This is a genomic window from Campylobacter sp. RM5004, from assembly GCF_022369455.1.
Classification (GTDB): domain Bacteria; phylum Campylobacterota; class Campylobacteria; order Campylobacterales; family Campylobacteraceae; genus Campylobacter_E.
The window spans coordinates 742,941-767,890 of the sequence record NZ_CP059599.1 but is presented as its reverse complement, the minus strand read 5'-3'; the positions used below and the strand labels follow the sequence as shown (position 1 = coordinate 767,890).

Genomic DNA, 24,950 nt, shown 5'->3' with positions numbered 1-24,950 from the left:
ATTAAGCACCAATTTTATTTACTAAAAGCGCTAAACGACTTACTTTTCTTGAAGCTGTTTGTTTTTTTAGAAAACCACGGCTTACCATTTCATGAATTTTTTTATTAGCTACTTTTAAAGCTGCTGCTGCTGCTTCGCTATCATTAGCTAATGCTGCTTCACGAACTGCACGAGTAATGTTCTTAAGTCTTGTTCTATAGAATCTATTTCTAATAGTTTTTTTAATTGTTTGTCTAGCTCTTTTTTCTGATGATTTATGATTTGCCATAAAAAATTCCTTCGTAAAAATTTTTAAAAGAATGATTTTAGTAAAGTTTTGTTAAAATAATCTTAATTTAAAATTAAAATCATAGTGAAAGGCTAAAAATGATATTTGGAACTGATGGAATTAGAGGCTTTGCAGGTAGCGATTTGAGTGCTTTTAAAGCTTTAAGAGCTGCAATGGCGATAGGAATATTTTTTAAAAACAAAGCTGTAACAAAAAAAGTAATAGTAGGAAAAGATACAAGAAGAAGTGGTTATATGATAGAAAATGCTATCGTAAGTGGGCTTAATGCAGTAGGTTTTAATGTATTACAAATTGGCCCTATGCCTACACCTGCTGTGGCGTTTTTGAGTGAAGATATGAGATGTGATTTTGCCATTATGATAAGTGCATCTCATAATCCTTATTATGATAATGGGATAAAAGTATTTGATGCAAATGGTTTTAAATTAAGCGAAGCTGACGAGCTTGAAATTGATAAAATTTTTAATGATGAAAACTTAATTAATTCCCATCTTGTGATAAAAGATAAAATAGGTTCTGCAAAAAGAATTGATGATGTTATAGGAAGATATATAGTTCATATTAAAAATTCATTCCCAAAAAATACAACCCTTAAAAATCTAAGAATTGTGCTAGATTGTGCTAATGGAGCAGCTTATAAGGTTGCACCTGCAGTTTTTTCTGAGCTTGGTGCTGATGTAATCACTTTAGCTTGTGAGCCAAATGGAATTAATATAAACGATGGTTGTGGGGCACTTCATCCAAATATGCTTGCAAAAGAAGTAAAAAGATTAAGAGCTGATATAGGTTTTGCATTTGATGGAGATGCTGATAGATTAGTTGTGGTTGATGAAAATGGCGAAATTATAAATGGCGATATTTTATTAGGTGTCTTAGCAAAAGCTTTAAAAGATAATGATAATTTAAGTGGTGTTGCAATCAGTAAAATGAGTAATATGGGCTTTTTAAATTATCTTAAAAAACATAATATTTCTTATGTTACAACTGATGTTGGAGATAAGTATATTTTACATGCAATGCAAGAAAAAAATTATAATTTTGGTGGAGAACAAAGCGGACATATAATTTTTAGTGATTATGCAAAAACAGGTGATGGAATAGTTGCTGCACTTCAAGTAGCTAAACTATTATTAAATAAAAAAGCTAGCGAAATCTTTAGTGAAATCAAACTTTATCCACAAAGTTTAACAAACTTAAAAATAACAGAAAAAAAACCTCTTGAAAGCCTAGAAGGAATAGATAAATTATATGAAAAACTTAAAATTAATAATGTAAATTATTTGTTTAGATATTCAGGAACTGAAAATTTAATGAGAATATTGCTTGAATGTGAGGATGAAAAAACACTAAAAGCAATGGAAAGTGAATGTGTAAAATACTTTAAAAGTGTGCTAGTATGAAGAAGAAATTAATATATTCTTCTTTAATTATTATTTTTGTAATAATACTTGATAGATTAAGTAAAAATATATTTTTAGCTGGTTATGAATGGCATTTTACCCCTATTAGTTTTTACTTAGTTTTCAATGATGGTGTTGCGTTTTCAATGCTAAGTTTTTTACAAGGATATTTAAAATATATACAAATTATTTTATTAATGATTGCAGGAATATTTTTAGTTAAAGAGAAAAAATTTCTAAACGATAATTATTCTGCTTTATCATTCATTTTAGCAGGTGGAATGAGTAATATTTACGATAGATTTTTTTACCCTGGTGTAATTGATTTTATCGCTTGGCATTACTGGTTTAACTTCGCTGTTTTTAACATTGCTGATGTTTGCATTAACTTAGGAGTGTTTATAATAATCTTAAAAGAAATAATTAAAAAAAGGAGTTAAGAATGGACTTTTTAACAAATAATTATGATTGGATTAAATGGTTACACTTTTTAGCATTTATTTCATGGATGGCTACTTTGTTTTACTTGCCACGCCTTTATGTTTATCATCAAGAACATTCACATAAAAAAGAATTTGTTGAAGTTGTAAAAATTCAAGAAGATAAACTGTTTTACTTCATAGGACAACCTTCTATGATAGTTACAGTTATTACAGGTATTTTAATGATTAGTGCGAATACTACCCTAATGCATTTAGGTTATTTTCATCTTAAATTGCTTTGCGTTGTTTTACTTTTAATATATCACTTTGATTGCTTAAGATATTTAAAACAACTTAAAAACGATACCTGTACAAAAAGTGGTAAATTCTTTAGAGTCTATAACGAAGTTCCAACAATTATAATGATTGGAATAGTTACTGCAATGATTATAAAACCATTTTAATCTAAAAAAGAATTTGAAATTCCTATTTCAAATTCTTTTATTTTTTTATGTCTAAAAACAAGGATTTTAAAGCTATTTGAAGTGTAGAATTTGAATTAGGAAATTCAAATTCTAATAATATTATTTATTTAAAGCTAGTAAAGCAATTCTTACAGCGTTTGTTGCAGCTCCAACTCTTATTTGATCAGCTACGCACCATAAATGCAAAATCTTAGGATCATTTAAATCCTTTCTAATTCTTCCTACATAAGTTTCATTTGTATCGCTTGTAAAAAGTGGCATTGGATAGCGTAATTCTTCGCTTGGCTCTTCTTCATTATGGGCTTTCGCATTTGGATTATCCATAAGAACTACACTAGGAGCCTTGCTTAAAATTGCTCTAACCTTATCTAAATCAACTTCGTTATTAAATGTAATTGTAATGCTTTCACTATGGCTTCTTAGAACTGGTACGCGCACACAAGTCGCACTTATTTGCATTTTTTTATGCAATATTTTTTGAGTTTCATTTACCATTTTAAGTTCTTCTTTTGTATAACCACTTTCTGTAAAACTATCAATTTGTGGAATTAAATTAAGTGCTAATTGATAAGTAAATTTAGAAGGTTTAATCTCTTCAAATGCAAAAACTTTTTGTAAGCCTTCCATAAGCTCACTCATACCTAAATTACCTGCACCACTTGCTGCTTGATAAGTGCTAACATCAACTCTTTTAATATCAAAAGCATCATCAAGTGGCTTTAAAACTTGAACCATTTGAATGGTTGAGCAGTTTGGATTAGCGATAATTCCTTTATGCTTAGCAAAATCTTGCGGATTACACTCAGGCACTATTAAAGGAACATCATCATGCATTCTAAAAAAACTTGTATTATCAATTACTAAAGCACCTTTACTAGCTGCTATTTTTGCGTATTTTTCACTTACACTTCCACCAGCTGCAAAAAATGCAATATCAATATCTTCTTCATCAAAACTATGCTCGTCTAATTCTTCAATAACATAAGTTTCATCACGCCATACAACTTCTTTGCCTGCACTGTTTTTACTAGCCAATAATCTTAAATCTTTTACAGGAAAATCATATTCGTTTAAAACATTTAATATTTCTTCTCCAACTGCTCCGCTAGCACCTACGATTGCAATACTTTTCATATTTCATCTCCTAAATTGTATTTTTGCATTTTTTCTTTAAAAGCTTTTTCGCTCATTGAGATTAATTTTGCAGCTGCTTTTATATCCTTTTCTTGCTTTAAAGCTTCTTTAATTAGTTCAAATTCTAAATCATTTATATTAGTTTTGTTACTATTTGTAAAATTAAGTCTTAAATCACTTGCTTTTACAATATTTTCATCGCTTAAAATCGCAGCACTTTCTATAATTGAAATTAGCTCTCTAATATTTCCAGGATAATCATAATCTAATAAAAGCTTTTTAGCTTCATCACTTAATGATTTTTCTCCTAAATCATATTCATCGCTAACTCTTTTTAAAGTAGCATTTGCAATTTCTATTATTTCATCTTTACGGCGTCTTAGTGGCAAAATATCTAACATAATTGTATTTAATCTATAAAATAAATCGGCTCTAAATTTGTTATTTTTTATATTTTCTTGAATATTTATATTACTAGCACTTATAATTCTTACATCTATATTTATAGGTTTTGCTCCACCTAATCTTTGTATGCACTTTTCTTGCAATACTCTTAATAATTTTGCTTGCAAACTAGCACTCATTTCCCCTATTTCATCTAAAAACAATGTGCCTTCGTTAGCTAATTCAAATAAGCCTAATTTATTGCTATTTGCATCTGTAAATGCACCTTTTTCATAGCCAAATAATTCGCTTTCTACTAGATTTTCAGGAATTGCTGCCATGTTTATAGCGATAAATGGCTTATTTGCTCTTTTGCTATTTTCGTGAATAAATTTTGCAAAAACTTCTTTTCCTACCCCACTCTCGCCACTTAAAAACACACTTACATTAGTCTTTGCAGCCTTTAGCGCAGTAGTTTTTAATAAGTCTAATTCGCTTGAATTACCTAAAAAACCATCTTGCTTAATCAAGCTTTCTTTTTTTGTTTTTTTAGCCTTTTTTTCTCTTATTACTTTTGCTCTATTTATTGCTTCGTATAATCTTTCTAAATCAAATGGTTTTGTTAAAAAATCTTTCACGCCTAATCTTAAAGCTTCTATTGCTTTGTTTAAAGTAGCATTACCTGTAATTATTATAAACTCAGCATTTATGTTTTGTTCTAAAGCAGTTTTTACAAACTCTAGTCCATCCATTTTTGGCATATTAATATCACTAATAATTAAATCAAAACTATCATCAAGCTCTTTTAAAGCATCTATTGGATTTTTATAAGTTTTAAGCTCATAATCATCGCTTAATGATAATTCAAGTGATTTTCTCATATTAATATCATCTTCAACTATGGCTATTTTCATACCTTATCCTTTGTAAAAATTAGTATTTTTCCTTGATTTTGTTCAGCTTTAAAATAAATCGGTAATAATCTTAAATAAGTTTTAATACTAGCTTTAAAATTATTTACATCTACATATTCACTAACTATTGCTTTATTTACACAATCAATTAAATTACTTTGCTGATCTTTTAAGCTTTCATATATATTGTCTTTTGTAGCGTTAAGTTCACAAACATAAGAGTATTTCGCCTTTTTATCAATACTCATTGCACGACTTAGATGAAATTCTTCATTAGTTAGGACTAGATTATTAGTGCTTAATCTAGCCCAAAAGATATAATCAGGATTAGTTGCGTTTAATAATCCTACTAAAGTTATTAATATGAGAACAATTCGTTCCATTTATATTTATCAATTTTAAGTTCTAGCTCAACAGTGTAAAGCCCGTCTTTAAAGCCTTCACCTGTAATGTTTGCATTTTTAATAAGTCCATTTACATAAGTTGTAATTAATGAGCTTCTTAGCATTGCATCTTTTACATTTTCTCTTGAATTTACTCTAATTCCATATAGCTTTCCTGCTAGTTGTCTATAAGCATCTGCTAAAGCTGCTCTTTTTGCTAAAGCTAAGGCTTGTGCTTGAGAAACAGTGTTTTGTGGTGGAATGCCTTCGCCAATTGCAGAAAATATCATAAGACGAACTGCTTCTTCTTCTGGACTTAAAACTGGCTCTTGATAACTTGCTTTTTTATAAGCTGTTGTTTTTTGAGTATTATTTTCTACTTGAATATTTGTTGTCTTTTTTTGTGGAACGCAAGCACAAATAAGTAGAGCAAATGCTATAACACTTAATTTTTTCACGATTAATCCTTTTTAATAATTTTATGCATTAAAGCAATTATTATTCCTTTTCCTTGAATAGCTCGTTATAATATGAAAAATAATCTGTTGTTTTGCTTAATTGTTTAGAAATATTTGAATAAAAATTAATATTTTCATTTTTATTTACTTTATATTCAAAACTAGCAATTTTTTTAAGAGAAGAACATTCATATAAACTTAAATTATCTTCTGCAACATACATAATACTTCCTACAACCCATGTTTTACAAAAATCTCTTAAATCATTTCTACTAGGAACTATCAAAGAAGATGAATATAAATTAGCTGCAAAAACATTCGTATCAAAATAAATAAAATCTTTAAAATTATTTTGAACCATTTCATAATCTTGCTTACTAGGAGCAATTAACATTGTATGTTTTACATAAGTATTTAATACAACCCTATCGCCTATTTGTGGTGCTAAAACAGGCAAAGGTAATGCGGTTTGTTTTAAATCAGAAAATGTATATAACTCTAATTTCAATACATTATTTTCAAAAGATACAAAATTAGCTCTAGCTACAATAATAGAATGCTCTTCTACATCTTTTACTATAAATGCTCCATTTTTTAATTCATCTAAATTTAAATTATTATCCACAATATGTGCATAAACATAGCCTTGCTCAACCTTATCAATCACAGCACTTGTAATTTGATTTGCATACATAAATAAAGAAAAGAAAAAGAAAATAAAAGTTTTCTTAAACATAACAATCCTTTTAAAATTAATTACTAAATTATAAGCATAAAAAAGTAAAATGTTTGCCTTATTTTGTAAAAATTTATTATATTTTAAGGGAAAATAATGCGAAAAATCATATTAATTTTATCTATTTTTTTAAGTGTAAATCTAATCTCAAAAGAACTAAAAATGGAAGAATTAATTTGGGAACGAGGGGAAAGCTTTTTATTTTTCTTACAAAAAAATCAAATTCCACTAAGCATATATCACAATCTTGATAAAGAAGATAAAGAATTAACAGCAGAAATAATTGCAGGTATAAAATATCAAATATTAAGAGATGAAAACGAAAACATAGAACAAGTCTTAATTCCTATTAGCGAAAATTTACAAATCCAAATATATAAAGATTTAGAAGATAAATACGCAATCACATTTACACCAATAAGTTATAAAATAGAAAATACAAATCTAACATTTAAAATAAATAAATCTGTTTATCAAGATATTATTGATAATACCCAAAACTCAAAATTAGCAAGTGCATTACTAAGAGCCTATGCAGGGACAATTAATTACACAGGTATGAAAAAAGATGATAAGGTAGTAATTGTGTATTCGCAAAAAAGAAGATTAGGTAGAGTTTATGGAGATTTAAATATAAAATCAGCAATGATAGAAGTAAATAAAAAACCTTATTATATATTTAAATATGGAGATAATGATTTTTATGATGAAAGTGGAAAACAACTAGAAAGCTATACTTTCATACTACCTGTTGGAAATGTAAGAATTAGCTCTCCATTTAACCCAGGTAGATTTCACCCTATTCTTAAAAAATATAGAGCTCACTTAGGAATTGACTATGCAGCACCTAAAGGAACTCCTATTAAAGCAGCGGGAGCAGGAAAAATAAGCTTTAGGGGTGTTAAGAACGGATATGGAAATGTTATTCAAATAACGCATTCAAGTGGTTATATGACACTTTACGCACACATGAGTAAGTTTGGAAATTATAAAATAGGTGATAGTGTAAAACAAGGTCAAATTGTTGGTTATGTGGGATCAACCGGACTTAGTACAGGACCACATTTACATTTTGGTATGTATAAAAACAATACAGCAATAAACCCAGCTAGTGTCGTAAGAATTACAAAAGATGCTCTAACTGGCAAAGAAAAACAAAAATTTGATTTAGTTGTAAAAGATTATATAAATGAAATAAAACATATTTTAGAAGCAAAAGTTACTCCTATAAAAGAAGAAAGCTTTGAAAATATCGTGGAGTTAAATTAATGAAAAATACAGCAGTAGCTTTTGAAATAATTCAAGATTTTTTAGATGAAAAAGATGTTAGCTACGCTGAATTACTAGAAGCTTTAAAAATAATCAAAAATGATGATTATGAAGCTTATGAAAATATAATAAAAAGCCTTGATGATGAAGACTTAGGAAATATAGCAACTTTAATGCCTGAGCATATGTTAAGTGATGTTTTAAAACTTGCATCTAGTAAAAAACTTGCACTTGCTCTAGGGGAGTTAGAGAGCGATGATGCAACCGACTTAATGCAAAGCATTGAAGAAATAGATGATGAAAAAGCTAATCGTATTTTTTCAAATCTTAGCAAAGATGAACAAGATGATATATTATTCTTAAAACGCTACGATGATGAAAAAGCCGGTGCTTACATGCAAACAGAGATTTTTACGGCAAAATTAGATGATACTTTAGAAAGCGCTATTACAAAATATAAAGAACTTAAAAAAAGCCAAGAAATAGAGCATATCATTCAACTTTTTATAACTGACGAAAATGAAAAATTAATTTATAGTCTTCATGTTGGAGATTTAATTTTATATGAATTCAATGATACTTTTAAGCAAATACTAGATAAAAACGAAGACTTATCAAAAGATTTGCACTTTGTAAGAGACTATGATGATATACAAGAAGCAATTACCATGGTTCAAGATTACGACTTAAGCGTAATAGCTGTTGTAGATAACAACAATAAATTATTAGGAAGAATAACTTATGATGATATTCACGACCTAATTCAAGATTATGCAACAGAGCAAATGTATAACTTTGCAGGGGTTGGCGATATTGATAGCGAAGATGAAAATACCATTAAAGCAGCAAAAAGTAGAGCAAAATGGCTTATTGTAAATCTAATCACTTCTTTAATCTCAGCTCATGTAATTGCTATGTTTTCTGACGCAATAGAACAATTAGTAGCCCTTGCAGCTCTTATGCCAATAGTTGCATCAATGGGTGGAAATACAGGCTCTCAAGCACTTGCAGTTACTATTAGAAAACTAGCCTTAGGCGAACTTAGCTATGAGAGTTCAAAAAATATAATTTTTAGAGAAATAGCTATTTCTTTCTCAAACGCAACAATTTTTGCAATAATTTTAGGAGCAGTTGCGTATTTTTGGTTTTCTATGCCTATGCTTAGCCTTGTTATATTTATTTCAATGATTTTAAATCTTGGTTTTGCAGGTTTAATAGGCTCATTAATTCCATTATTGCTTAAAAAATGTGGGTTTGATCCTGCTTTAGGAAGCTCAGTGTTGCTTACAGCAACAACAGATGCTTTAGGCTTTTTTAGCTTTTTATTGCTAGCAAAACTAATTATTTTATAGATTTAATTTAATTTTAACATTTATGTGATTAAATTCAACTTTTTAAATTATCAATTAAGGAGATAATATGAAAATTTCAACGAAACTTTCTTTGTGTATTTTCATTGGGTTATTTATATTAAGTATAAGCTTAATATTTATATCAAACAAAGGCATGCAAGATATTGATGATGTTTCTCAAAACACAGTGTCAGATTTAGCAATTAACGATGCTAGAAGCGCTGCAAAAAGTGTTGTTTATGGTTTTTATCACTTTACAGAAAAACTATATAAAGACTTCGTAAAAGCAGGAGATGGTCCTGAAGATGCACTTGAGAGCACTATTGAATACTTACAAAATATGAATCTAGATAGTGCAAATATAAGATTTTTTGCTATTAATTCTGATGGAACTTATTTAGTTCATTACCAACCTGAAAAAATAGGTCAAAACCTTAAAGCAGATTTAGATAAAAATGGCGAAAGCTATGTAATGAAATTTGTTAAAAACGGCTTAGCTGGTGGTGGTTTTACTGAAGTTACTTTCTTTGATAAGATTGCTAATAAAGATAGAAGTATAATAACATATACAAAAAAAGATAAAAATATGGATATTATCTATGGTTGCACTATTGATATGGATGTAACTAAAGCTCAAATTAACGAAGCAGGACATTTTATTGATGAAGTAATTGAGAGCTCAAACTTTAAATTTATAACAGCTGCAATTGTAATTTCTGTTGCTATGCTAATTTTAATAATGATATTTATTAAATTACAAATCTCTCGCCCACTAAACAATCTAACAGCTAAATCAGTAGAACTTAGCAGTGGAGATGGCGATTTAACTAAAAAGTTAGATGATAGAGGTAATGATGAAATCGCTGAAGCTTGCAAAGCAATTAATATTTTCTTAGAAAAAGTAAGAGTATTAATAGCAGAAGCAAAAGACATCTCAAACGAAAACGCATCAATTGCTAACGAATTAAGCCACACAAGTCTTCAAACAGGTAAGCGTGCAGAAGAAGGTAGTGTTATTGTAAATGAAGTTGCAAACAAAGGAACAAACACTAAAGCTAACCTTGATAGTGGAGTTGTTGGTGCAGTTAAAGGCAAAGATGAATTAAGCAATGCAACCAAATACATAAATGTAGCAAACCAAGCGATTAATACTCTAACAGCACAAATCAATCATAGTGCAGATATAGAAAGCTCACTAGCTAGTAAGATAGAGCAATTAAGCCGTGATGCTGATAATGTTAAATCTATTTTAGAAATAATTAACGATGTAGCTGATCAAACAAACTTATTAGCATTAAATGCTGCTATTGAAGCAGCTCGTGCAGGAGAGCATGGACGTGGCTTTGCAGTAGTTGCTGATGAGGTAAGAAGCCTTGCTGAAAGAACTCAAAAGAGTTTAAGTGAAATTAATGCAACAATTAGCGTTATAGTTCAAGGCATTAAAGATGCAAGCGAACAAATGAGTAGCAACTCAGCAGAAATTAGCAAACTAACCCAAGTAGCAAGCAATACTCAAGAAACTATTAATGAAATGGGAAGAGTAATGAGTGAAGCTGTTAAGATTAGTGAATCTACTGTGAATGATTATTTAAATACAAGCAAAGATATGAGCGATATTTTAAGTGGTGTAAATAATATGAACACAATCACTAATGAAAATGCAAGAAGCGTTGAAGAAATAGCAGGTGCAGCAAATCATCTAAGCGAAATGACAGAGCAGCTAAACAAAAAACTAAATGAGTTTAGAACTTGATAAGGATTTGTTATGGATTTTTTAGATTCTTTAAAGCAGATTAAAAGCGACATTAAAGAAAACGAAAAGAAAAAAGAACAAGAAGCTGAACTTGCAAAAATAAAAGCAAAAGAACAAGAATTAATGAACGAATTCTTAGAATACATGAAAGACTTAAAATAAGCCCTTTTTATAAAGGGCTTACCTACTAAAACAATAAAATCAAATTCCTATTTCAAATTCTTTGGTTTTTATCATAATTTAATTCTAAATGTTTTAATTAACAGCTTTTTAGGGATTAAAGCAATGATTAATTTCCTAATTTAAATTCTAAGAATTTGACATAGGAATTAGGATTTATAAATCTTAGTTTGTATTAAATGTTTTTAAGTGATTTTTTAAAGTATAAAAACTAAAATTTAGACTTTTACACTCGTGTAATAAAAACAAATTCCTATTTCAAATTCCTTGATTTTTATCAGATGGTTTTGTAAAAAATAATAATTTAAAAGCTTTGTAAAGATTAAAATAAATATAAATTTCCTATTTCAAATTCTAAGAATTTGAAATAGGAATTAGAGTTTATAAACCTTTTTGAATTTCGTCTGTAAATAAATATCCTAAATGGCTTGTATTATTTAAGGTTATAATTTTTGTAAAATCCTTTGAAAGTTCTAAGACATTTATACAAGTATTATCTTGAGTTATATTCCAAAACGAACTAAGCTCTAAGCCTAAAACATAAGCAAGCAATACCTTATTAACAGCATCATGAGCAAATACTGCAATAGTTTTTCCATCATATTTTGTTAAATACTCATCTAAAGCAAGTTTTACTCTAGCTAAAATATCATCTAAGTTCTCTCCATTAGGCATTTTTACTAAATGCGGAGCACTCTTCCAAAGTCTTAATAAATCCTCATCAATTTCGCTTGATAATTTGCCTTCCCAAGTGCCGTGATTAATCTCTAGCAATCTCTCATCTTTTATCACTTCTAAATCATGATATTTTGCACTTTTACAAGCTGTCTCATAAGCTCTTTTTAGTGGGCTTGCAATAAAATAATCAATCTTTAAAGGCTTTAAAGCAAGAGCAAGTTTGCTAGCTTGCTCTTCTCCCAAAGGGCTTAAATCAGTATCAATTTGTCCTTGGTATCTGCCTTCTTTATTCCAGTTTGTTTGTCCGTGTCTAAGTAATATTAGCTTAATCATCGCAAATCTCACTGCAATCAATTATCTTAACCCCATGAACTCCTGCTAATTCACAAAGCTTTTTATAATCATTCTTTAAAGGCTTTTTATTAACGCTAATTGCCATGATATTTTCACCACTTACATGGGTTTTGCTAACTTGCATGCTAAGAATATTTATACCAGCAGCACCTAAAATAGTTCCGATTTGTCCTATCATACCAGGCACGTTATCGTGTGGAACTAAAAGCAGCACCCCAGTAGGTTCAAATTTAATATCATAATCATCAATTCCGCTAACATAAGCACTCTTATCGCTCATTAAAGCACCTTTTATTTCATGCTCTCCTAATTCGCTTACGATTTTTACTTTTATTTGATTATTTACTTCATCACTTTTTTGCTCTATTAGGCTAATTCCCCTACTTTGAGCTAAAACAGGTGCATTAACCATATTTACTTTTTCTTGCAAAATAGAATTAAGTAATCCCGTAAGCATTACTTGACTTAAAGCCCTAGTATCTAGCTCTTTAAACATATTTGAATATTCAATATAAACTTGTTTTATAGCTGAATTACTAACTTCACAAGCGATAAATCCTAAAGCTTTTACTAGATTAAAATAAGGCTTAATTTTATTTAGCATTTCAGGGCTAACTGGCACAGCGTTTAATGCACTTACAACTAATTCACCATTTAAAGCATCTTTAATAGCAATTGCTACATCAACGGCTACGCCTTCTTGAGCTTCAATTGTAGATGCTCCTAAATGTGGAGTTAGGACAACATTTTCTAGCGTTGTAATTTCGTGATTTCCTAGTGGCTCATTAGGAAATACATCAAGTGCAGCTCCTGCAACCCTGCCATCCTTTAAAGCCTTTGTTAAATCATCAATATTAATACATTCACCCCTTGCAGCATTAATAATTCTTACGCCTTTTTTCATCTTTGCTATGCTTTTTTCATTTATCATTTCTTTTGTTTCATCGGTTAATGGCAAGTGTAAGGTAATAAAATCAGCATTAGCAAAAACCTCATCTAATTCGCATTTTTTAACTTGAATTTGTTCTGCTCTTTCATGGCTTAAATATGGATCATATCCAATAACTTTCATTCCAAAAGCTTGAGCTCTAGCAGCAACCCCTGCTCCAATTCTTCCTAATCCTAAAACGCCTAAGGTTTTATCCTTTAGCTCAATTCCTACGAAGCTTTTTCTATCCCATAAGCCATTTTTAATACTTGTATGAGCATTCGGTATCATCCTTGCAAGACTTAGCATTAATGCCATTGTATGTTCTGTCGCTGCATTTGTATTGCCATTTGGTGCATTTACTACTATTACGCCTTTTTTAGTAGCTGCTTTAATGTCAATATTATCAACCCCAACACCAGCTCTTCCGATTACTTTTAATCTATTTGCGTGTTCAAGTACTTTTTCTGTAATTTTAGTAGCACTTCTAAGAATTATCGCATCAGTATCAACAACTGCTTTTAACAATTCTTCTTCACTAATTTTAGGGATTGCAATTACTTTGCAATCTTTTTCTAAAATCTTTGTAGCTAATTCGCTAACCCCATCTAAAACCAAAATCTTATTCATCTACTCTCCTTTAAAATAAAATTTCTATTCTAGCAATAATTTTAAAGCTTTGATTAATTAAATAAGATTATTTATGTATTTTTTAAATTCCTGTTTCAAATTCTTCAAACTAAACTTTAAAATCCACTATATTTCCACCAAGTTTAATAATCTCATCATTTATTAAATCTATTGTTTTATTAAGCGTATTTTCTAAAGCTTTGCTTGAGCCTATTAGCTTTCTTGCTTCATTAAAGCTATTAATTACTCCAATTCTTCCTTGATATAATTTATCTAAATCATTGTCTGAATTAGATATTACATATTCGGCTATTTTCTTACTTGTAGCCTCAACATCAAAATTAGGCTTAGCTGGATTAATAACCTCATCTTTATTTATTATTTCATAATATTTATTCATGTTAAGATTTAGATTTGAAATAATTGCTTGATTTTGAACGCTTGATTTTTCTTCATTAAAACCTAAGCTTGAAAACACATAAGCATTTATCAAATCATCGCTATTTATATGAGAAATATTATTTCCAACTACATCTATTCCTGCTTTTTTAAAGCTATTGCTTATAAAGTCTTTTGCATCGTTAATCGTGTTAATGTTATTTATTTTCATTGTATTCTCCTTGCAATAAAAAAATCGGAAAATACTCATTAACCTTTATAATTCTATATTAAAACTTTTTGGCTCATCAAGATAATAAATCTTTGCATTGTGTGCGGTGCAAATCTGTTTGCAAAGCGCTAAACCTAAGCCATTGCCTTTAAGTTTCGTAGTATTAAATGCTTCAAATAAATTAGCTTGATTTGTGATTTTTTCGCCACTATCAAAAACGCTAATTTTATAAATATCATCGTATTTTTTGCCTATGATTTTTATACTTCCGCTTTCTTCACAAGCATCAACAGCGTTATAAATAAGATTGCTTAAAACTAATGTTAATAATGATTTATCAGCATTTATAGCAAAAGGCTCAAAATAGCATTCGCTAAGGATTATTTCATCATTTTTATTGTAATTATTAAAGACATTTAAGCATTCCTCATTTAATTCTTCTAAATTAAACTCATATTTATTTAGCTTAAAGCCACGAGTAAAGAGCAAGGTACTTTCAATTATTCGTTCAACCCTTTTAATTGCATCTTGCATTTGCAAAACTATATGCTTATTTTTAAGCTCAACCTTGCTAAATAGCACACCCGCTAGAAGTGAAACTGAGCCAATGGGATTTCTAATTTCATGAGCAAGATTTGCTGCAACTTGCCCCATAGAAACAAGCCTTTCATCTCGCTTTTCTTTAGTGATATTTGTAGCCATTATTAGAAGTTTATCGGCGTAATTGATTAATTTTATTTGATAAAAATTATTTAAAAATTCTAATTCATAATGCTCTTTGCTAAGGTCAATTTGCTTAAATAATTCATCATTTGCAAGCTTATTTTTTACTATTAGATTTTTATTTTCATCTAAGACCCAAATAGCACTTGGTAAAACTTCTATAATCTCATTTATCATTAGCATTAAACTATCATAAGAAGTTTTAAGTGCTTTATATTCGTTTTCTACCACATAAGTTTGCTCAATTAATGCCTTTAGCCCATCAGCAAAACTCTGCTTATCCGATAAATCTAAACTATCTAAGATATTTTTATTCATAAAAGTCCTTTAATTTTTTAATTATCTTAGCAGTTTTTATAAAAACAAAAGGAATTTGAAATAGGAATTTGATTTTATAATTTTAGCCTTAATGGCTAAAATCTAATTATTTTTCTAACAAATCTTTCATAAGTCTTGTAGCAAAGCCTGTTGCTTTATGATTGCGGTATTCTTTTATGATTTCGCCGTTTTCATCAAGCACAAAACAAGAGCGAATAAGCCCTTCATATTCTTTTCCATAATTTTTCTTAATTCCCCAAGCACCAAAAAGCTTAGCTACTTCTTTATTCTCATCGCTTAATAAAATCTGATTTAGATTATAATCATTCTTAAATTTCGCTAATTTTTCACACTTATCAGGGCTAATTCCAATTAACACATAACCATTATCAAGCAATTTATCATAATTTTCACTTAACTCACAATTTTGCTTAGTACAACCTGGAGTAAATGCCTTTGGATAGAAAAATACTATCACCTTTTTACCACGAAAATCACTTAAATTAATCGCAACTTCATCTTGATTTAGTAATGAAAAGTCCATTATTTCTCCTTAAAAACTTCTTTAATTATTTTTGCTAAGCATTCTAATTGACTAGGTAAAACGCTTCTTAAATCAATTATCACGCTATCTTTATCATAATTAGCCACTACGCCTTTATCTAAAAGCTCTTTTATTTTGCATTTATTAGCTTTGATTTTTAAAGCATAGCCATTTAATAATTTATCAGGCATTGAGCCACCCCCTACAAGGCTTTTGCTCTCTATTATTTCGCCTAAATTAATTAGCTCTTGTAAGGTTTTTGCCTTAGCTAAAACATCTTGCTTTTTATCATTTATTAATGCTAAGCTAGGTAGTCTTTTATAATCTTTTTCTAAATAGTTTTGCACTGCACGAGTTAGCATTAAAAGGCTAGTTTTATTTAATCTAAACATTCTTAGGAGCTGATTTTTGCGAAGTCTTTCAATTAGCGTTTTTTTACCTAAAATTATTCCTGCTTGAGTGCTTGCAAATAATTTATCCCCACTAAAAGAGATTAAACTAATACCATTTGCTATTAGGCTTTTTAAACTTGGCTCATCTTTTAGGCTATCATTTATACAATCTGTATAACCACTTCCTAAGTCATAATAAAATATTTTTTCATTTTTTCTAGCTAGTTCATTTAAAGTAATTACATCAACTTCTTCGCTAAAACCACCTATATAAAAGTTTGACTTATGAGTTTTAAGTATCATTGCAGCGTTTTCTAATTCGTTTTCATAATCTCTTAAATTAGTTTTATTTGTTGTACCAACTTCAATAAGCCTTGCACCGCTTTCACGCATTACTTCACTTACTCTAAACCCACCGCCGATTTCTACTAATTCGGCTCTACTTGTAATTACTCCTTCGTTTTTACCTAAGGTATTTAATACTAAAAATACAGCAGCAGCGTTATTATTAACCACTAAAGCATCTTCGCAGTTAAATAAGATTTTTAAAAGATTTATTAAATATTCATCTCTTTTTCCACGAGAATTAGTTCCTAAATCAAATTCCAAATTAATATTATTAGTATGAAAATCCTTAAGCCACATAAAATCTTCTTCACTAATTAAAGCACGACCTAAGTTAGTATGTAGCACTACTCCTGTTGCATTTATTAAAACTTTTGGAGCTTTTAATAAGGCTTGATTAATTCTTTTGTCAAGTTCGTTGAGTATCATTTCATAAGTTTGTTCTTTATTAGCAATTCTTAGTTCTGCTATTAGCTCTTTTGCTAAAGCACTTACTAGATAACTTGGTTTATCATTAAAGGCATTAATTAATTTAGATATTTGGGGTAACATAGATATTCCTTAAATATTTTTTAAAATACTAGCAAGGAAAGGTAAAGATGAAAGAGTTTGCATATTTAAAAAAAGCTGATTTTATAAATGATTTAGGCTCACAAATAAAGCTTATAGAAACTCCAACAAGTGAGAAATTTCTAGTAGCAAACGATAAGGCAATAAATGCTTTAATATATGCACCAGAGATTGATTTTTATATAAATAATACAAAAGATTTTAATTTAGAAAAATTAAATAAATTATATGAAGCAAGAGCTATTAATTATGATTATTCAAATGAGATTAATTTATACGCAAAGATAGATAAAAGAATTTGCATTTTATTTGATGATGAAGAGCTTAAAAATAAGCTTACTGATAATGGATTTAAGGCAATTTGCGTTAAGGAATTTGAATTCGTATATGGCGGCATTGGCTCACTTGTAATAGTTACTAAAGCTGGTGAAATAGATTGTGATTTGGCTATTTCAAACGATGATTTAGAAAATCACGCAGTAATTAAAAATGATGAATTTTTATTTGAAAAATTAAACTCATTAACAGGAAATATAAGCTTTGTTAGAAAAATTGAGTTTAACTCAAGCTTATGCCAACTTGATGGGCGTAGGAGCGAGCATTGTGGCTGGTGCGTAGATGCGTGTCCTAGTGTTGCACTTGCAAGTGATGATAATAAAATAATCTTAAGTGAAATAGATTGTATAAATTGTGCTAAATGTGTTAGCGTATGTCCAACAAATGCGCTTGAGTTTTGTGAGTTTAATAAAGACTGCATAAAAGAAATTAGCAAAATCTATAAAAACGAACAAATAATAATCACTGATGATTATCAAAATAATATTGATTTAAAACACTTTTTACCTTTTAATATTCCTTTAAATTTGCTTGATGAATTAATATTAATGCATTTAATAAATACAACCTGTAAAAGCATTGTAATTATTGGAAAAATTAGCGAATTTCTAGCAGAAAAAATCAAGCTTGTAAATGATATTATCTTTGCAATTACCGGCAAAATAGCTATTTATACAAATATTAGCCTTGATGAAGTTTCTAGTGAATTAGTAAGCGAATTTCACTCAAGCGAAAGTAATTTTAGATTAAATAAAAGAGAGCTTTTTGGACTTAAAATCTCTTCAATGTTGCAAGGTGCAAATAAAGGTGAAGTAAATGCAAAAAATTATGCAAAAATTAGCATAGATGAGAGCAAATGCACCTTATGTGCTTCGTGTGCAGGTGCATGTAATACTAACGCAATTTTAGCTGATAGCAAGACTAATTCTATTATTTTTAATGCTTCACTATGCACAAGCTGTGGGTATTGTGTAAGCTCATGCGCTGAAAAAGATACTATCTTTATGCAAAATGATATTTTAGAGCTAAATCCAGCTAGTTTTACTCATCAAACTTTAGCTCGTGATGAATTGTTTGCCTGTATTGAATGTGGAAAAGAATTCGCAACTAAAAAATCAATTGATAAAATCGTAGGTATTTTAGGAGCTACTTTTAGTGCTGATATAACGAAAAAATATTCATTATATTGCTGTGCTGATTGTAAGGCTAAAATAATGATGTTAAAACAAGCTCAAGTTTTTGAAGATAGCGATAATTTCTTCGCTCCATTAAAAGAAAAATTAAATAATTTTTTAAAGGTGTAATATGAACGCAGAATTAAATATAACTAGGTCTTATTTTTATGAATTTTGTGCTAGAGCATTAAGCTTTATGAATGAAAGTGATTTTAATATTTTAAGAGAACAAGCTAAGTTTTTTTATGATAATTTAGATGATTTACAAGATGATTTTAAAGCTATTTTAGATAGCGATTATGCTACTTATAAAGATGAGCAAAATGCTGTTTTTTATGATTTTTCTTATGTAAATGTGCCAACTGATGCGAGTTTTTATGATGAAGGCCGTGATAATGGCAAAATGAGAATAATTACAACAGGTATTTTAAAAAGAGCTAACTTAGTAAAAAATGAAAACATGAGTGATAATGAAGATAGTATGAATTTTTTATTTTTCTTAGGTAGTGTTTTATGCAAAAGCAATGATGAATTATGTAATGAATTATTTTCAAGAGTTATAAATGAAGTTGTAGATGAATTTTGCGAGAAATTAGCACAGCATAAAGGATCAAAACTTTATATAAACATATCTAATATAATTTCATATTTAGTGCAAATTGAAAGAGCTTTTTATGGCATAAATGCACCTATTAAAAAGCAATCAGTTGCCGATATTGCTTTACAAAGAATTCCTTACGAGCCAAGACTTCCAACTGAGTTTTCTAAAATAAATATGAGTGAATTAACAAGCTTTAAAGAAAATATTGAATAACCTGTTTCAAATCAAGAATTTGAAACAGGAATTAAGGATTTTAAAAACTCATATCTTTTTTTATACATTGAGCGTTTTTTAGACGCTATTTCTTCTATTGGGGTAAGTTTGAATTCTAATTTTTTATAACCTAGATATTGTTCTAAAACACTACAATTTTCTTCGTAAACACTATCTAAATTATGAATATTGATAATTTTTCCTTTTCTTTTTTTACCTCTTTTAAAATTTGATATTGCATATTTATCATTAACACCATATACAAATTTTAAACCAATTTGCTTTGCAAATAAAAAAGTGTAAAAAATCATAAAAGTAATAGGTCTTAAACCATAAAATTTTTTAGTAAAATTTTTTAAATCTTCCTTTATATCACCACAACCTTGCAAACATGTTATTAAAATACCATCATCCAAAATAATAAAATTTAAATCATATATAGCTTTATTATTAAAATGAAGACTTAATAAAAACATACCTTCATTAATCATTCTAGGCGTGTTTTTTAAATATATAGAATATTCATTATCAAGTTTCAACAATAATTGTTTTTGGCTAGAAAAAATATCACCATAATAAAAACTTATTAGTTCTAAATCTCTTTTAAAGCATTCATAACCCTGCTTAAAGCTAAAACATTGACAACCATATTTTTTGTGTAATAAATCAACTACTAATGAATTATTATTTTTAAAGAAACAAGATGCTTTATCTGAAGTATGAAAACAAATATCATTCAAAATATTATAATTTTTCTTATAAAACATCTTTCTAAAACTAAATTTTAAATATCTAAAATAATTCTTAAATAGACTATCGTGTTTTACATAGTTATATTTAATACAATTCATTAATCAATCTTTAAAATACTTAAGAATGCTTCTTGTGGTAAGCTAACTTTACCGATAGCTTTCATACGCTTTTTACCTTCTTTTTGCTTTTCAAGAAGCTTTCTTTTTCTAGTAATATCACCGCCGTAACACTTAGCAGTAACGTTTTTACCCATTGATTTTACATTCTCACGAGCTATGATTTTATTTCCGATACTTGCTTGAATTGCAACTTCAAATAATTGTCTTGGAACTATTTCTTTCATAGCAGCTACCAAATCTCTTCCTTTGCTTAAAGCCTTTTGATTTGGCACTATAATACTTAGAGCATCAACGGCTTCACCTGCTACTCTTATATCAAGCTTTACTAAATCCCCTACTCTATAATCGCAAAATTCATAATCAAAACTCGCATAACCTTTAGTTAAAGATTTTAGCCTATCGTAAAAATCCATAATAATTTCATTCATAGGTATGTCGTATTCAAGTAAAACTCTGCTTTCTGTTATATAATCCATTTTTGTTTGAATTCCGCGACGATTATTTAAAAGTGTTATTAAATTACCTAAGAATTCACTAGGAGTTATTATTGTTGCTTTTACATAAGGCTCTTTAATGTGATCAATCTTATTTACCGGCGGTAAATCGCTTGGATTTTGAATATTTAATATAGTCCCATCTGTTAAATTTACTTCATAAGTAACACTTGGAGCAGTTGCTATTAAGTCCAAATTAAACTCACGCTCTAAACGCTCTTTTATAACTTCCATATGTAAAAGCCCTAAAAACCCTACCCTAAAGCCAAACCCTAAAGCTAAAGAAGTCTCAGGCTCATAAGAAATTGAACTATCATTTAATTTTAACTTATCTAAAGCATCTCTTAAATCTTCAAATTTATCAGTATCAATAGGATAAATTCCTGCAAAAACAAAAGCCTTTGCCTTAGCAAAACCAGCAATTGGCTCGTCTGCCTTATCCTTTGCTAAAGTTATCGTATCTCCTACGCTAATTGCTGCAATATCTTTAAGACCTAAAACAACAATTCCTACTTCACCTGCTTTAATACTATCTGTTTGCATAGGATTTAGTGGATGTGGATAGCGTAAATCTAATACACTATGTTTTACTCCTTCGTGCATTAAATATATTTCATCGTTTTTCTTAATCTCTCCATCTCTTACTCTAACTAAAGCTAAAGCTCCCAAATAACTATCAAACCAACTATCATAAATTAAAGCTTTTAATTTATTAGCCTTACTAACTGGTGCTGGAATTCTTTCGCAAATTGCTTGTAATAATTCATTAATTCCTATTCCTGATTTTGCACTAACTTCTATTGCATTAGAGCAATCAATTCCTATGATATGCTCAATTTCATCCTTTACCCTTTGTGGATTTGCAGCAGGAAGGTCAATTTTATTAATTACAGGAATTATTTCTAAATCATGCTCAAGCGCCATATAAACATTAGCAATTGTTTGAGCTTGAACACCTTGAGAAGCATCAACTACAAGCAAAGCACCTTCGCAACTAGCAAGACTACGGCTAACCTCATAAGAAAAATCCACGTGACCTGGAGTGTCAATTAGATTTAAAATATAATTTTCATTGTTATAAACATAATTTAATCTCACTGATTGAGCTTTTATTGTTATTCCACGCTCTTTTTCTATATCCATAGTATCCATTACTTGTTTACTCATTTTGCGTTGTTCTATCGCATTACAAGTTGTAATCAAGCAATCTGCTAAAGTGCTTTTACCATGGTCAATATGAGCTATTATTGAAAAGTTTCTTATATTACGCATTGATTATCCATTTTTTTGATGTGATTTTAGATATTAACAAAAAAAAATAAATTACTTGTTGTAGCGAGTAGAATTTGAAATAGGAATTTCAAATTCTACTTTTAAATTATTTAAAAGAATTAGCTCTTTTAAGCTCCCATTCTTCCCAACTATGTGGAGTTGTATCCTTTAAATCATATAAAGTTTTTGCTAAATCTTTATGACCTATATGTTTATGACAATCAGTACATTTCATTTCATCTGTGCTACCCTTAAAGCCTAAATAAGTTTTATGAATAGGTAAAATATTTTCATCTTCTTTATTAAAAGCATTCTCATGGCATTTTAAGCAAGAGCTATCAAAGGTGTAGTTTTTTCTAGCGTGTTCTCTGTTTACTAACCAATCTTTTTTACTTGGATCTTTTGTAAGAGTTGTAAAACCTTCTGCTACTCCATTTTTAGCCTTATTAAATAAATATTTAGCTAAATTATCATGTGGCAAATGACAATCAGCACAATTAACAACTACTCCTTTAGGATTTTTTGCTCCGTGAATATCATCATTTACATTTGTAATAGCAATAGGTCCATCCCAAGAATGACAGCTTCCACAGAATGGATATTTTCCAGTTACATGAATAACTTTATTACCTAAAAACACTAAAACTAAAGTAATAACTACTATTAAACCAATAAAAGCAATTTTATTTTTCATACAACACCCCTTATTTAACTTTTAAATTTTTTAATATTTCTTGTGTATGACAACGTGTGCACATATTTACAGATGGTTTGTGTGTTTTATGGCAATTATCACAATCTAACTTTTCATAATGCGGGCTTTGATGAACATTGTTGTTATGTCCGTAACCTGCTGTATATTCTGCTAATTTTGAATAATCTCCGTGACATTTAATACAACTATTTAACATAGCTGATGAATAATCTTTAGCTTGAACTTCTAAATGACAATCATTGCATTTTAGATTAAGCTTTTTATGTATGCCTTTTACTTCATAAGCTTTTTCACTAAAATCAACACTAACATTACCTAAAGAATCTCTTAAAACATTTTCATTTGCAAACAATATACAGGTAAAAAAACAAATAAAAGCTACAAATCTCATATTATCCCCTTATTAAATTATAATTTTTAGCTAGAGTATTACCAGCTCTTTTTCCATACACTAAACAATCTAAAACAGCATTTGAACCTAATCTATTGTAACCATGTCTTCCACCTGTAATTTCACCACAAGCATATAGACCTTTTATAAGTTCTAAATCATTGTTATAAACTTCGCAGTCTTTATTGGTCTTTACACCACCCATGCAGTGATGAACCTTTGGACCTGGTCTTGCTGCAAAAAATGGAGCTTTTTCTATTTTTATATATTTTCCTTTGTAGTCTGAAAAATTACGATTAAATTCTGGGTCTTTATAATCTTTATCTTTTGAAGCTAATTCAACATATTCATTGTATCTTTTTAACTGCTCTAAGAAAGGCTCTTTATTAATATTATAATGTGCTATTAATTCATCCATTGTTTCAAATTGCTTTACTGCACCAACTAATAACCCCCTATTTAAATCTTCTATATCAACAGTTTTTGTTCCGTTAATATCCATAATTAAAACTGGTGGATTTAAACCTTTTTCATTCATTGCAAGTATTGCATCACTTCCTTGTTTTCTATCTGTGATTTCATTTACAAATCTTTTTCCTGTTTTAGGATTTACCATCATTCCATAAGCATAAGCTCTAGTGATCCATCTATATGCAAATCCAAAGCCACCTTCATCTTGACTTGTTACATGCATACTTTGAATATATTGCATATCAATAAATTTAACACCATCATTAATTAGTTTTTGTGCTGTATAACCGGTAGCTCCTAAGTGATTTGTGGTTAAAACATCATCTCTTAAGCTTGAATCAAATATTTGTCTAAACTTTAAATCAGCTCCCCAACCTCCTGTTGCTAATATAATTCCTCCATAAGTTCTATAATATTTAACAATTCCACTTTTATTATTTTTTTCTTCATATCCTCGCTCAAAATTAAATTGATATTTTTCTCTAACCTTTATTCCTATTACTTTATGATTTTTATCATAAATTATTTCATCCATTATAACCCTAGTAAGGATTTTGCCACCTCTATTAACAATTTGTTCTTGCAATGGTCTTGTGATATAACTACCAGCTCCAGCAGAATGAGAACGTGGAACGCTATGGCCACCACTTCTACTAACCCATTTAAAATTAACCCCATTATCTATTAGCCAATTAAGAGTCTTAACTCCATCGTTAATCATAATATTAACTAATTCAAGGTCATTTAGATTTTTACCACTTTTTAAAGTATCTTTTATATGTAGCTCTATATCATCTTTTATCCCATCTCTTTCTTGAAGTTTTGAACCAGCTACTGCCATAGAACCACCTGAATAAGCAGAATTACCTCCCAAATAAGGCATTTTATCAATGATAGCAACATTTTTAATACCATTGTCTAAAAGACTTAGCATCGCAGCACTTCCTGCAAAACCACTACCTATTACAACAGCATCGTAGTATTCATCCCATTTAATATCTTCGATGCTAATTTCTTCAGAAAATAACATATTTGGAGCTACCATAGAGCCATAAACTAAACTAGAAAATTTCAAAAATTTTCTTCTATTTTCGTTTTTCATAAAACCTCCTAATAAAAATAATAGTAGTTAATAATTTTAATTAATTAAGAAATATAT

At 29.1% G+C, this 24,950-nt stretch carries 26 protein-coding genes; 9 read left to right on the top strand and 17 right to left on the bottom strand.

The window, feature by feature from the left end; genetic code table 11:
* Window position 1: 1 nt before the first annotated feature.
* Window positions 2-268 (bottom strand): 30S ribosomal protein S20, encoded by a 267-nt coding sequence (rpsT, locus tag AVANS_RS03930; RefSeq protein WP_239818358.1) that lies wholly within the window; start codon window positions 266-268, stop codon window positions 2-4.
* A gap of 98 nt (window positions 269-366) precedes the next feature.
* On the opposite strand from rpsT, the gene glmM reads away from it, so the two are divergent.
* Genes glmM through hemJ form a run of 3 tightly spaced genes read left to right on the top strand, consistent with a single transcriptional unit; the run spans window position 367 to window position 2,575 of the window.
* Window positions 367-1,689 carry a phosphoglucosamine mutase gene (gene glmM / locus AVANS_RS03925; protein ID WP_239818357.1) on the top strand — a complete coding sequence of 441 codons (1,323 nt, stop codon included), beginning with the start codon at window positions 367-369 and terminating at the stop codon, window positions 1,687-1,689.
* Window positions 1,686-2,129, top strand: a complete 444-nt coding sequence (gene lspA, locus AVANS_RS03920; protein WP_239818356.1) for a signal peptidase II — start codon at window positions 1,686-1,688, stop codon at window positions 2,127-2,129. Before glmM ends, lspA begins: the two co-directional genes overlap by 4 nt.
* Before the next feature lie 2 nt (window positions 2,130-2,131).
* Window positions 2,132-2,575: a protoporphyrinogen oxidase HemJ gene (gene hemJ / locus AVANS_RS03915; RefSeq protein WP_239818355.1), complete on the top strand. Its 444-nt coding sequence runs from the start codon at window positions 2,132-2,134 to the stop codon at window positions 2,573-2,575.
* Window positions 2,576-2,695: 120 nt separating this feature from the next.
* On the opposite strand, the gene AVANS_RS03910 is transcribed toward hemJ, so the two are convergent.
* Genes AVANS_RS03910 through AVANS_RS03890 form a run of 5 tightly spaced genes read right to left on the bottom strand, consistent with a single transcriptional unit; the run spans window position 2,696 to window position 6,605 of the window.
* Window positions 2,696-3,730, bottom strand: a complete 1,035-nt coding sequence (locus tag AVANS_RS03910) for an aspartate-semialdehyde dehydrogenase (RefSeq protein ID WP_239818354.1) — start codon at window positions 3,728-3,730, stop codon at window positions 2,696-2,698.
* Window positions 3,727-5,028, bottom strand: a complete 1,302-nt coding sequence (locus AVANS_RS03905) for a sigma-54 dependent transcriptional regulator (RefSeq protein ID WP_239818353.1) — start codon at window positions 5,026-5,028, stop codon at window positions 3,727-3,729. Before AVANS_RS03905 ends, AVANS_RS03910 begins: the two co-directional genes overlap by 4 nt.
* Entirely contained in the window at window positions 5,025-5,411 is a 387-nt protein-coding gene (locus AVANS_RS03900) for a hypothetical protein (RefSeq protein WP_239818352.1), read from the bottom strand. The genes AVANS_RS03905 and AVANS_RS03900 overlap by 4 nt, the downstream gene beginning before the upstream one ends.
* Window positions 5,387-5,869, bottom strand: a complete 483-nt coding sequence (locus AVANS_RS03895; RefSeq protein WP_336611575.1) for a lipoprotein required for motility — start codon at window positions 5,867-5,869, stop codon at window positions 5,387-5,389. The genes AVANS_RS03900 and AVANS_RS03895 overlap by 25 nt, the downstream gene beginning before the upstream one ends.
* A 40-nt stretch (window positions 5,870-5,909) precedes the next feature.
* Window positions 5,910-6,605 carry a plasminogen-binding N-terminal domain-containing protein gene (locus AVANS_RS03890; protein WP_239818351.1) on the bottom strand — a complete coding sequence of 232 codons (696 nt, stop codon included), beginning with the start codon at window positions 6,603-6,605 and terminating at the stop codon, window positions 5,910-5,912.
* 96 nt (window positions 6,606-6,701) lie between these two features.
* Between AVANS_RS03890 and AVANS_RS03885 the strand changes: the two genes are divergently transcribed.
* From AVANS_RS03885 to AVANS_RS03870, 4 genes are all read left to right on the top strand, one after another.
* On the top strand, window positions 6,702-7,874 hold the full coding sequence (locus AVANS_RS03885; RefSeq protein ID WP_239818350.1) for a peptidoglycan DD-metalloendopeptidase family protein: 1,173 nt from the start codon (window positions 6,702-6,704) through the stop codon (window positions 7,872-7,874).
* Complete coding sequence (gene mgtE, locus AVANS_RS03880; protein WP_239818349.1) at window positions 7,874-9,226, top strand: magnesium transporter; 1,353 nt, start codon at window positions 7,874-7,876, stop codon at window positions 9,224-9,226. Before AVANS_RS03885 ends, mgtE begins: the two co-directional genes overlap by 1 nt.
* 67 nt (window positions 9,227-9,293) lie before the next feature.
* Complete coding sequence (locus AVANS_RS03875; protein ID WP_239818348.1) at window positions 9,294-10,979, top strand: methyl-accepting chemotaxis protein; 1,686 nt, start codon at window positions 9,294-9,296, stop codon at window positions 10,977-10,979.
* 12 nt (window positions 10,980-10,991) lie between these two features.
* Entirely contained in the window at window positions 10,992-11,141 is a 150-nt protein-coding gene (locus tag AVANS_RS03870; protein ID WP_239818347.1) for a hypothetical protein, read from the top strand.
* A 399-nt stretch (window positions 11,142-11,540) separates the two neighbouring features.
* Here the strand turns inward: AVANS_RS03870 and AVANS_RS03865 are convergent, their stop codons facing one another.
* From AVANS_RS03865 to selA, 6 genes are all read right to left on the bottom strand, one after another.
* The gene (locus AVANS_RS03865) at window positions 11,541-12,170 is read right to left on the bottom strand and encodes a histidine phosphatase family protein (protein ID WP_239818346.1); all 630 of its coding nucleotides are present in this window, start codon (window positions 12,168-12,170) and stop codon (window positions 11,541-11,543) included.
* Complete coding sequence (gene serA, locus AVANS_RS03860) at window positions 12,163-13,749, bottom strand: phosphoglycerate dehydrogenase (RefSeq protein ID WP_239818345.1); 1,587 nt, start codon at window positions 13,747-13,749, stop codon at window positions 12,163-12,165. The genes AVANS_RS03865 and serA overlap by 8 nt, the downstream gene beginning before the upstream one ends.
* A gap of 109 nt (window positions 13,750-13,858) precedes the next feature.
* On the bottom strand, window positions 13,859-14,359 hold the full coding sequence (locus AVANS_RS03855; protein ID WP_239818344.1) for a hypothetical protein: 501 nt from the start codon (window positions 14,357-14,359) through the stop codon (window positions 13,859-13,861).
* A gap of 45 nt (window positions 14,360-14,404) precedes the next feature.
* Complete coding sequence (locus AVANS_RS03850) at window positions 14,405-15,400, bottom strand: HAMP domain-containing sensor histidine kinase (RefSeq protein ID WP_239818343.1); 996 nt, start codon at window positions 15,398-15,400, stop codon at window positions 14,405-14,407.
* Between the two features lie 106 nt (window positions 15,401-15,506).
* Window positions 15,507-15,944, bottom strand: a complete 438-nt coding sequence (gene bcp / locus AVANS_RS03845; RefSeq protein WP_239818342.1) for a thioredoxin-dependent thiol peroxidase — start codon at window positions 15,942-15,944, stop codon at window positions 15,507-15,509.
* Window positions 15,944-17,233: an L-seryl-tRNA(Sec) selenium transferase gene (selA, locus tag AVANS_RS03840; RefSeq protein WP_239818341.1), complete on the bottom strand. Its 1,290-nt coding sequence runs from the start codon at window positions 17,231-17,233 to the stop codon at window positions 15,944-15,946. The genes bcp and selA overlap by 1 nt, the downstream gene beginning before the upstream one ends.
* A 47-nt stretch (window positions 17,234-17,280) precedes the next feature.
* Between selA and AVANS_RS03835 the strand changes: the two genes are divergently transcribed.
* Window positions 17,281-18,891, top strand: coding sequence for a 4Fe-4S binding protein (locus tag AVANS_RS03835; protein WP_239818340.1), 1,611 nt, complete (start codon window positions 17,281-17,283; stop codon window positions 18,889-18,891).
* Between the two features lies 1 nt (window position 18,892).
* Entirely contained in the window at window positions 18,893-19,576 is a 684-nt protein-coding gene (locus AVANS_RS03830; protein WP_239818339.1) for a hypothetical protein, read from the top strand.
* Between the two features lie 11 nt (window positions 19,577-19,587).
* Here AVANS_RS03830 and AVANS_RS03825 read toward each other — a convergent pair whose 3' ends face one another.
* The 5 genes from AVANS_RS03825 to AVANS_RS03805 form a co-directional block, all read right to left on the bottom strand.
* On the bottom strand, window positions 19,588-20,427 hold the full coding sequence (locus AVANS_RS03825) for a DUF535 family protein (protein ID WP_239818338.1): 840 nt from the start codon (window positions 20,425-20,427) through the stop codon (window positions 19,588-19,590).
* Entirely contained in the window at window positions 20,427-22,214 is a 1,788-nt protein-coding gene (lepA, locus tag AVANS_RS03820; protein ID WP_239818337.1) for a translation elongation factor 4, read from the bottom strand. The genes AVANS_RS03825 and lepA overlap by 1 nt, the downstream gene beginning before the upstream one ends.
* Before the next feature lie 106 nt (window positions 22,215-22,320).
* Window positions 22,321-22,908, bottom strand: a complete 588-nt coding sequence (locus AVANS_RS03815) for a NapC/NirT family cytochrome c (protein WP_239818336.1) — start codon at window positions 22,906-22,908, stop codon at window positions 22,321-22,323.
* 10 nt (window positions 22,909-22,918) lie between these two features.
* Complete coding sequence (locus AVANS_RS03810; RefSeq protein WP_239818335.1) at window positions 22,919-23,320, bottom strand: cytochrome c3 family protein; 402 nt, start codon at window positions 23,318-23,320, stop codon at window positions 22,919-22,921.
* A 1-nt stretch (window position 23,321) separates the two neighbouring features.
* The gene (locus AVANS_RS03805; protein WP_239818334.1) at window positions 23,322-24,893 is read right to left on the bottom strand and encodes a flavocytochrome c; all 1,572 of its coding nucleotides are present in this window, start codon (window positions 24,891-24,893) and stop codon (window positions 23,322-23,324) included.
* Window positions 24,894-24,950 lie beyond the last annotated feature (57 nt).

Excerpts from the sequence above, each read along its gene's own strand:
- rpsT (WP_239818358.1), bottom strand. The coding sequence starts at position 268 with ATGGCAAATCATAAATCATCAGAAAAAAGAGCTAGACAAACAATTAAA.
- glmM (WP_239818357.1), top strand. The coding sequence starts at position 367 with ATGATATTTGGAACTGATGGAATTAGAGGCTTTGCAGGTAGCGATTTG.
- lspA (WP_239818356.1), top strand. The coding sequence starts at position 1,686 with ATGAAGAAGAAATTAATATATTCTTCTTTAATTATTATTTTTGTAATA.
- hemJ (WP_239818355.1), top strand. The coding sequence starts at position 2,132 with ATGGACTTTTTAACAAATAATTATGATTGGATTAAATGGTTACACTTT.
- AVANS_RS03910 (WP_239818354.1), bottom strand. The coding sequence starts at position 3,730 with ATGAAAAGTATTGCAATCGTAGGTGCTAGCGGAGCAGTTGGAGAAGAA.
- AVANS_RS03905 (WP_239818353.1), bottom strand. The coding sequence starts at position 5,028 with ATGAAAATAGCCATAGTTGAAGATGATATTAATATGAGAAAATCACTT.
- AVANS_RS03900 (WP_239818352.1), bottom strand. The coding sequence starts at position 5,411 with ATGGAACGAATTGTTCTCATATTAATAACTTTAGTAGGATTATTAAAC.
- AVANS_RS03890 (WP_239818351.1), bottom strand. The coding sequence starts at position 6,605 with ATGTTTAAGAAAACTTTTATTTTCTTTTTCTTTTCTTTATTTATGTAT.
- AVANS_RS03885 (WP_239818350.1), top strand. The coding sequence starts at position 6,702 with ATGCGAAAAATCATATTAATTTTATCTATTTTTTTAAGTGTAAATCTA.
- mgtE (WP_239818349.1), top strand. The coding sequence starts at position 7,874 with ATGAAAAATACAGCAGTAGCTTTTGAAATAATTCAAGATTTTTTAGAT.
- AVANS_RS03875 (WP_239818348.1), top strand. The coding sequence starts at position 9,294 with ATGAAAATTTCAACGAAACTTTCTTTGTGTATTTTCATTGGGTTATTT.
- AVANS_RS03870 (WP_239818347.1), top strand. The coding sequence starts at position 10,992 with ATGGATTTTTTAGATTCTTTAAAGCAGATTAAAAGCGACATTAAAGAA.
- AVANS_RS03865 (WP_239818346.1), bottom strand. The coding sequence starts at position 12,170 with ATGATTAAGCTAATATTACTTAGACACGGACAAACAAACTGGAATAAA.
- serA (WP_239818345.1), bottom strand. The coding sequence starts at position 13,749 with ATGAATAAGATTTTGGTTTTAGATGGGGTTAGCGAATTAGCTACAAAG.
- AVANS_RS03855 (WP_239818344.1), bottom strand. The coding sequence starts at position 14,359 with ATGAAAATAAATAACATTAACACGATTAACGATGCAAAAGACTTTATA.
- AVANS_RS03850 (WP_239818343.1), bottom strand. The coding sequence starts at position 15,400 with ATGAATAAAAATATCTTAGATAGTTTAGATTTATCGGATAAGCAGAGT.
- bcp (WP_239818342.1), bottom strand. The coding sequence starts at position 15,944 with ATGGACTTTTCATTACTAAATCAAGATGAAGTTGCGATTAATTTAAGT.
- selA (WP_239818341.1), bottom strand. The coding sequence starts at position 17,233 with ATGTTACCCCAAATATCTAAATTAATTAATGCCTTTAATGATAAACCA.
- AVANS_RS03835 (WP_239818340.1), top strand. The coding sequence starts at position 17,281 with ATGAAAGAGTTTGCATATTTAAAAAAAGCTGATTTTATAAATGATTTA.
- AVANS_RS03830 (WP_239818339.1), top strand. The coding sequence starts at position 18,893 with ATGAACGCAGAATTAAATATAACTAGGTCTTATTTTTATGAATTTTGT.
- AVANS_RS03825 (WP_239818338.1), bottom strand. The coding sequence starts at position 20,427 with ATGAATTGTATTAAATATAACTATGTAAAACACGATAGTCTATTTAAG.
- lepA (WP_239818337.1), bottom strand. The coding sequence starts at position 22,214 with ATGCGTAATATAAGAAACTTTTCAATAATAGCTCATATTGACCATGGT.
- AVANS_RS03815 (WP_239818336.1), bottom strand. The coding sequence starts at position 22,908 with ATGAAAAATAAAATTGCTTTTATTGGTTTAATAGTAGTTATTACTTTA.
- AVANS_RS03810 (WP_239818335.1), bottom strand. The coding sequence starts at position 23,320 with ATGAGATTTGTAGCTTTTATTTGTTTTTTTACCTGTATATTGTTTGCA.
- AVANS_RS03805 (WP_239818334.1), bottom strand. The coding sequence starts at position 24,893 with ATGAAAAACGAAAATAGAAGAAAATTTTTGAAATTTTCTAGTTTAGTT.